6 protein-coding genes and 1 pseudogene are annotated in these 6,201 nt (G+C 73.4%); 2 read left to right on the forward strand and 5 right to left on the reverse strand.

Going from position 1 to position 6,201, the window contains the following annotated elements:
- Both AB0I76_RS20155 and AB0I76_RS20160 read left to right on the forward strand, forming a co-directional pair.
- A partial coding sequence (locus AB0I76_RS20155) for an acyltransferase family protein (protein WP_357037497.1) occupies positions 1–1,359 on the forward strand: 1,359 nt, incomplete at its 5' end.
- A gap of 76 nt (positions 1,360–1,435) precedes the next feature.
- Positions 1,436–1,789 carry an MmcQ/YjbR family DNA-binding protein gene (locus tag AB0I76_RS20160; protein ID WP_357037500.1) on the forward strand — a complete coding sequence of 118 codons (354 nt, stop codon included), beginning with the start codon at positions 1,436–1,438 and terminating at the stop codon, positions 1,787–1,789.
- A gap of 89 nt (positions 1,790–1,878) precedes the next feature.
- Here the strand turns inward: AB0I76_RS20160 and argH are convergent, their stop codons facing one another.
- The 5 genes and pseudogenes from argH to AB0I76_RS20185 form a co-directional block, all read right to left on the reverse strand.
- Positions 1,879–3,342 (reverse strand): argininosuccinate lyase, encoded by a 1,464-nt coding sequence (argH, locus tag AB0I76_RS20165; protein ID WP_357037512.1) that lies wholly within the window; start codon positions 3,340–3,342, stop codon positions 1,879–1,881.
- Positions 3,343–3,356: 14 nt separating this feature from the next.
- Positions 3,357–4,562, reverse strand: coding sequence for an argininosuccinate synthase (locus tag AB0I76_RS20170; RefSeq protein WP_357037503.1), 1,206 nt, complete (start codon positions 4,560–4,562; stop codon positions 3,357–3,359).
- The gene (locus AB0I76_RS20175; protein ID WP_357037506.1) at positions 4,559–5,074 is read right to left on the reverse strand and encodes an arginine repressor; all 516 of its coding nucleotides are present in this window, start codon (positions 5,072–5,074) and stop codon (positions 4,559–4,561) included. Before AB0I76_RS20175 ends, AB0I76_RS20170 begins: the two co-directional genes overlap by 4 nt.
- Complete coding sequence (argF, locus tag AB0I76_RS20180; RefSeq protein WP_357037509.1) at positions 5,071–5,997, reverse strand: ornithine carbamoyltransferase; 927 nt, start codon at positions 5,995–5,997, stop codon at positions 5,071–5,073. Before argF ends, AB0I76_RS20175 begins: the two co-directional genes overlap by 4 nt.
- Positions 5,994–6,201 (reverse strand): annotated as a pseudogene (locus AB0I76_RS20185) (acetylornithine transaminase); the annotation flags it as partial. The pseudogene AB0I76_RS20185 and the gene argF, both read right to left, overlap by 4 nt.

Genomic DNA, 6,201 nt, shown 5'->3' on the forward strand with positions numbered 1-6,201 from the left:
TCGGCCCGGCTTGAACGGGCTGCCACCCTCTCCGTCTTGCGGGCGTGGTCATCCGGAGCCAACACGCCTTGGGCGCGGATCCGCCGGCTCGTCGCCGACGAGGTGGGGCTGCCGCCGCGCGCGGTCCGCGTCCTGGCGCTGGCCGAGGTGCCCCGGCTGGCCAGCGGCAAACCCGACATGGTCGCGCTGCGCGTGCTCGCCGACGCCGCCGACACCCCGGCCCCGACACCGGCGGCGTCGTCGTCCGGCGACCTCTGCCGGCTGTACGCGGAGTTGCTCGACCGCACCGACGTCACGCCCGACCTGAGCTTCGTCGACCTCGGCGGCGACTCCCTGTCGTACGTCGAGATGTCGGTGCGCCTGGAGCGGGAGCTGGGCCACCTGCCGGCGAACTGGCACACCCTGCCGATCGCGGCGCTGCGCGCCCCCGCCCGCAAGCCGGGCCGGCGGCGGTCGCTGGAGACCAGCGTCGCGCTGCGCGCCACGGCGATCCTGCTGATCGTCGGCTCGCACATCCCGCTGTTCACGATCACCGGCGGCGCGCACCTGTTGCTCGCGGTCGCCGGCTTCAACTTCGCGCGGTTCCAGCTCACCGGCGCGGACCGCGGGGACCGGCTGCGGCAGATCCGGTCCAGCGTGCTGCGGATCGCGCTGCCGACCGCCGCGTGGATCGGCGCGGTGATGCTGGTGAGCGACCAGTACCGGTGGAGCACCCTCCTGCTGCTGCACGGCGCGCTCCGGCCGGACGACGTACCGGACGGGTGGCACTTCTGGTTCATCGAGGCGGTGGTCTACCTGCTGATCGCGACGGCCGCCCTGCTCGGCCTGCGCCGGGTGGACCGGTGGGAGCGACGGCGACCCTTCGCCCTACCCCTCGCCCTGACCGGGGTCGCGCTCCTCGGCCGGTACGACGTCTTCGGCCTGGACGCCCGCCACGACCTGCCGTCGGCGCTGGTGGCGGGTTGGCTGTTCACCCTCGGTTGGGCCGCCGCGCGGGCCGACGGCGTACGGCAGCGGCTGCTGGTCACCGTGGCCGCGGCGGCGACCGTGCCGGGCTTCTTCGGCCAGCCGGCGCGCGAGGCGCTGATCGTGGCCGGGTTCGCCCTGCTGGTGTGGCTGCCCACGGTGCCCAGCCTCGCTGTGGTGAACAAGGTGGCCGGGGTGCTCGCCGCCAGCTCGCTCTACATCTACCTGACCCACTGGCAGGTGTACCCGCACCTGCGGGACCTGCCGCTGGTGGCGCTGGCCGCCTCGGTGGCGCTGGGCATCGCGTACGCGGCCCTGGTCAACCGGGCGTGGCGCTGGGCGAGCCTGCTCACCACCCGCCACGAGCGCCGGTCCGCCCGCACCACCGACTGACGGCTGGCGCGCTCCCCGGCCGATCACGCCGTGGGACGGCAGACTGACGGCAGGACCGACGGCGGGAGAGATGCCGATGGAGCGCGAGACGATGCGGGCGTACTGCCTGGCGAAGCCGGGCGCCTGGCTGGACCGGCCGTGGGAGGGCGACGAGGTGGTGAAGGTCGGCAGCCGGATCTTCGCGTTCCTCGGCGGGGCCGGCACCGAGCCCCGGATCGGGGTGAAGTGCGGGCCGGACCGCACCGTCGCCGACGAGTGGATCCACCGGTTCCCCGCCGACGCGCGACCCTCGCCGTACATCGGCCGGTCCGGCTGGAACACCCTGCGCCTGAACGGCGACATCCCCGACGACGACCTGACCGAGGCCATAGACGCCTCCTACGAGGCAGTAGTGGCCAAGCTGCCCCGGCGCGAACGCCCGCCGACGTGAGCAACTTCGGGGAAAGTGCTGCCTCAGGTGGCCGGGAGGGCGCATTTTCCCCGAAGTTGCTCACCCGCAAGCCGGCGGCCCCGGCGGGCTCAGCGGGGGACGACGCGCTCGGACGCCCACTCCCGCCAGCCGGCTAGCTTGTCCGCCGCAGTGGCCAGCTGGTCGGAGACCGGGCCGGGGCCGGTCGAGCCGGGCGTGATCCGGGCGGCCAGTGCCGAGGAGACCGACAGGACGTCCCGGACGCTCGGGTCGAGGTGCTCGCTGACCGCGGTCAGGTCGTCGTCGGAGACCTCGTCGAGGGCGCAGTCCCGGGCCACGCAGAGCGCCACCAGCTTGCCGGTGATCTCGTGCGCGTCGCGGAACGGCACGCCCTTGCGGACCAGCCAGTCGGCGACCTCGGTGGCCAGGGAGAAGCCGACCGGAGCGGCGGCGACCAGCCGGTCGACCCGTACGGTCATCGTGGAGATCATCCCCGCGAGGGCCGGCAGCAGCAGTTCCAGGGTGTCGACCGCGTCGAAGGCCGGCTCCTTGTCCTCCTGCATGTCCCGGTCGTACGTCATCGGCAGGCCCTTGAGCATGGTCAGGACGCTCATCAGGCCGCCGACGAGCCGGCCGGACTTGCCCCGGGCCAGCTCGGCGATGTCCGCGTTCTTCTTCTGGGGCATGATCGACGAGCCGGTGGCGAAGGCGTCGTCCAGCTCGACCCAGCCGAACTCGTGCGACGTCCACAGCACCACCTCCTCGCCGAGGCGGGACAGGTGCACACCGACCAGCGCGGTGACGAAGAGGAACTCGGCGACGAAGTCCCGGTCGGCGACCGCGTCCATCGAGTTGGCGAAGGACGTCCGGAAGCCCAGCTCCTTGGAGACGGCCACCGGGTCCAGCGGCAGGCCGGAGCCGGCGAGGGCGCCGGCGCCGAGCGGGCTGATCGCCGTCCGGTGGTCCCAGTCGCGCAGCCGCTCCAGGTCACGCAGCAGCGGCTGCACGTGCGCGAGGAGCCAGTGCCCGAACGTGACCGGCTGGGCGTGCTGGAGGTGCGTCATGCCCGGCGCGGCCGTGCTCACGTGCCGCTCGGCCTGCTCCACCAGTGCCTCGGCCAGCTCCACCAGCCGACCCGCCACACCCCGGGCGTGGTCGCGCAGGTAGAGACGCAGGTCGGTGGCGACCTGGTCGTTGCGGGACCGGCCGGCGCGCAGCTTGCCGCCCAGGCTGCCGAGGCGCTCCAGCAGACCGCGCTCCAGGGCGGTGTGCACGTCCTCGTCGTCGATGGTGGGGCGGAACTGCCCGGAGGCGCAGGCCGCCTCCAGGTCGTCCAGCGCGGCGAGGATCCGACCCAGTTCCTCCGGGTCGAGCAGCCCGGCGCCGGCCAGGACCCGGGCGTGCGCCCGGGAGGCCGCGATGTCGTACGGGGCCAGCCGCCAGTCGAACTGCACGCTCACCGACAGGCGAGCCAGGGCCTCGGCGGGGCCGCCGGCGAACCGGCCGCCCCACAGGCTCGTACGGTTCGTGGCGGCACTGTTCTCGGTCAGGCTCTTGTCGTCCACGCCGCCCATTGTGGTGCCCACGATCAGGAACCACCCAACCGGGCGTGCCGGGCGGCGGCCATCCTGCTGGGCAGGCCCCACAGCTGCACGAAGCCCTTCGCCAGCGACTGGTCGAACGTGTCGCCCGTGTCGTAGGTGGCCATGCCGAAGTCGTACAGGCTGGCCTCGGAGCGCCGGCCGGTGACGGTGGCCCGGCCTCCGTGCAGGGTCATCCGCACCTCGCCGGACACGTGCTGCTGCGCGTCGGCGATGAAGGCGTCCAGCGAGTCCTTCAGCGGCGAGAACCACAGGCCGTCGTAGACCAGCTCGCCCCAGCGCTGGTCCACGCTCTTCTTGAACCGGGCGAGGTCCCGCTCGACGGTGACCGCCTCCAGCTCCTGGTGGGCGGTGATGAGGGCGATCGCGCCCGGCGCCTCGTACACCTCGCGGCTCTTGATGCCGACCAGGCGGTCCTCGACCATGTCGAGCCGGCCCACACCCTGCGCGCCCGCGCGACGGTTCAGCTCCAGGATCGCCTGGTACGGGGTGACGGTCTCGCCGTCGATCGCCACCGGGTCGCCGGCGTCGAAGGTGATGACCACCTCGTCGGCGTCACGCTCCTGCGCCGGGTCCGACGTGTACGCGTACAGGTCCTCGACCGGTGAGTTCCAGATGTCCTCCAGGAAGCCGGTCTCCACCGCACGGCCCCACAGGTTCTGGTCGATGGAGTACGGCGACTTCGCCGACACGTCGATCGGCAGCCCCTTCTCCTCGGCGAAGGCGATGGCCTTGTCCCGCGTCCAGGCGAAGTCCCGGGCCGGCGCCACGATCTTCAGGTCGGGGGCGAGCGCGCCCAGGCCGACCTCGAAGCGGACCTGGTCGTTGCCCTTGCCGGTGCAGCCGTGCGACACGATCGTGCCGCCGTGCTTGCGGGCCGCGGCGACCAGGTGCTTGACGATCAGCGGCCGGCTCAGCGCGGAGACCAGCGGGTAGCGGTCCATGTAGAGGGCGTTGGCCCGGATCGCCGGCAGGCAGTACCCGGCGGCGAACTCGTCGCGCGCGTCGACCACCTCGGACTCCACGGCTCCGCAGTCCAGCGCGCGCTGCCGGATGGCGTTCAGGTCCTCGCCGCCCTGCCCGACGTCGACCGCCACCGCGATCACCTCGGCGCCGGTCTGTTCGGCCAGGTAGGGAATGGCGACGGAGGTGTCGAGACCCCCCGAGTACGCCAGGACGACCCGCTCGGTCACGGTGTGGTGCTCCCTTCGACGGTCTCTTCGCGGCGGGCCCACCCGGCGAGCTTGTCGCCGAGCGCGGCCCCGCCGTCGGCCTCGCGGGCCACGACGAGGATGGTGTCGTCGCCGGCGATGGTGCCGACGATCTCGGTGAGGCCCGCCCGGTCCAACGCGCTGGCCAGGTACTGGGCTGCGCCCGGCGGGGTACGCAACACCGCGATGTTGCCGCTGGAGTCGACCCCGTTGAGCAGTTCGCGCAGCAGCCGGACCAGCCGGGCCGGCGCGGTCTCGGCGTCCCGCAGCGGCCGGTGGCCGTCCTCGGGGATCACGTAGACGCCCCGGCCGTCGCCGGCGCGCGCGGTGACCGCGCCCAGTTCCTTCAGGTCCCGGGACAGGGTGGCCTGGGTGACCTGGATGCCGTCACCGGCGAGCAGGTCGGCCAGTTCGGGCTGCGAGTGGATTTCCTTGTCCCGGATCAGCTCGACGATGCGGGCGTGCCGGGCGGCGCGGGTCAGCGGGGCGGTCATGGGGTGGCCTCCAGGAGAAACGTCAGCAGCGCCTTCTGGGCGTGCAGCCGATTCTCCGCCTGGTCGAACACCGCGCTGCGCGGGCCGTCGAGCACCTCGTCGGTGATCTCCTCGCCCCGGTGCGCCGGCAGGCAGTGCAGCACGATCACCGTGGGCCGAGCGTGGGCGAGCAGCGCGTCGTTGACCTGGTACGGCAGGAACGGCGTGATCCGGTCCAGCCCGTCGTCCTCCTGGCCCATCGAGGTCCAGGTGTCGGTGGCGACCACGTCGGCGCCGGCCACCGCCGCGACCGGGTCGGTCAGCACGCGTACCGACCCGCCGGTGGCGGCGGCGATCTTCTCCGCGCGGGCCACGATCTCCTCCTCCGGCGCGAAGCCGGCCGGACCGGCCACCCGGACGTGCATCCCGGCGGTCGCCCCGGCCAGCAGGTACGAGTGCGCCATGTTGTTCGCCGCGTCCCCCACGTACGCGAGGGTCCGCCCCCGCGTGCCGCCGCAGTGCTCGCGGACGGTGAGCAGGTCGGCCAGGAGCTGGCACGGGTGGTAGGTGTCGGTGAGCGCGTTGACCACCGGCACGGTGGCGCCCTCGGCCACCTCGGCGATCCGGTCGTCGCCATGGGTGCGCAGCACGATCGCCGCGACGTAGCGGGAGAGCACCCGGCCGGCGTCGGCGAGGGTCTCGCCCCGCCCGAAGTGGGTGACCTGGGTGTCCACCACGAGCGGGTGACCGCCCAGCTCGGCGATGCCGGCGTCGAAGGAGATCCGGGTACGCAGGCTCTGCTTGTCGAAGAGCACCGCCACCGACCGCGGCCCCGCCAGGGGCTTGTACGCGAACCGGTCGGCCTTCATCCGCGCGGCGAGGTCGAGCACGGCCGACTGCTCGGCGGGAGACAGGTCGTCGTCGGCCAGGAAGTGCCGGGTCACGCGCGGGCCTCCGTGCTGGTCGGGGTCATCGGGGCTGGTGCGGCGGCGTGCGGGTCGACGGCCGGCGCGGCGGCGGGGACCGTCGCGTCGAGAGCGGCCGGCAGGGCGGCGAGGAAGGCGTCGGCCTGGGCGGCGGTGAGCACGAGCGGCGGGGCGAGCCGCAGCACGCCGGCCTGCACCGGGTTGACCAGGAAGCCGGCCTCC

Origin of the sequence: Micromonospora sp. NPDC049799, assembly GCF_040656655.1 — a bacterium.
GTDB lineage: Bacteria > Actinomycetota > Actinomycetes > Mycobacteriales > Micromonosporaceae > Micromonospora.

What these genes read in the sequence shown, in the direction of transcription:
- AB0I76_RS20160 (WP_357037500.1), top strand. Translation starts at nt 1,436, where the DNA reads ATGGAGCGCGAGACGATGCGGGCGTACTGCCTGGCGAAGCCGGGCGCC.
- argH (WP_357037512.1), bottom strand. Translation starts at nt 3,342, where the DNA reads ATGGGCGGCGTGGACGACAAGAGCCTGACCGAGAACAGTGCCGCCACG.
- AB0I76_RS20175 (WP_357037506.1), bottom strand. Translation starts at nt 5,074, where the DNA reads ATGACCGCCCCGCTGACCCGCGCCGCCCGGCACGCCCGCATCGTCGAG.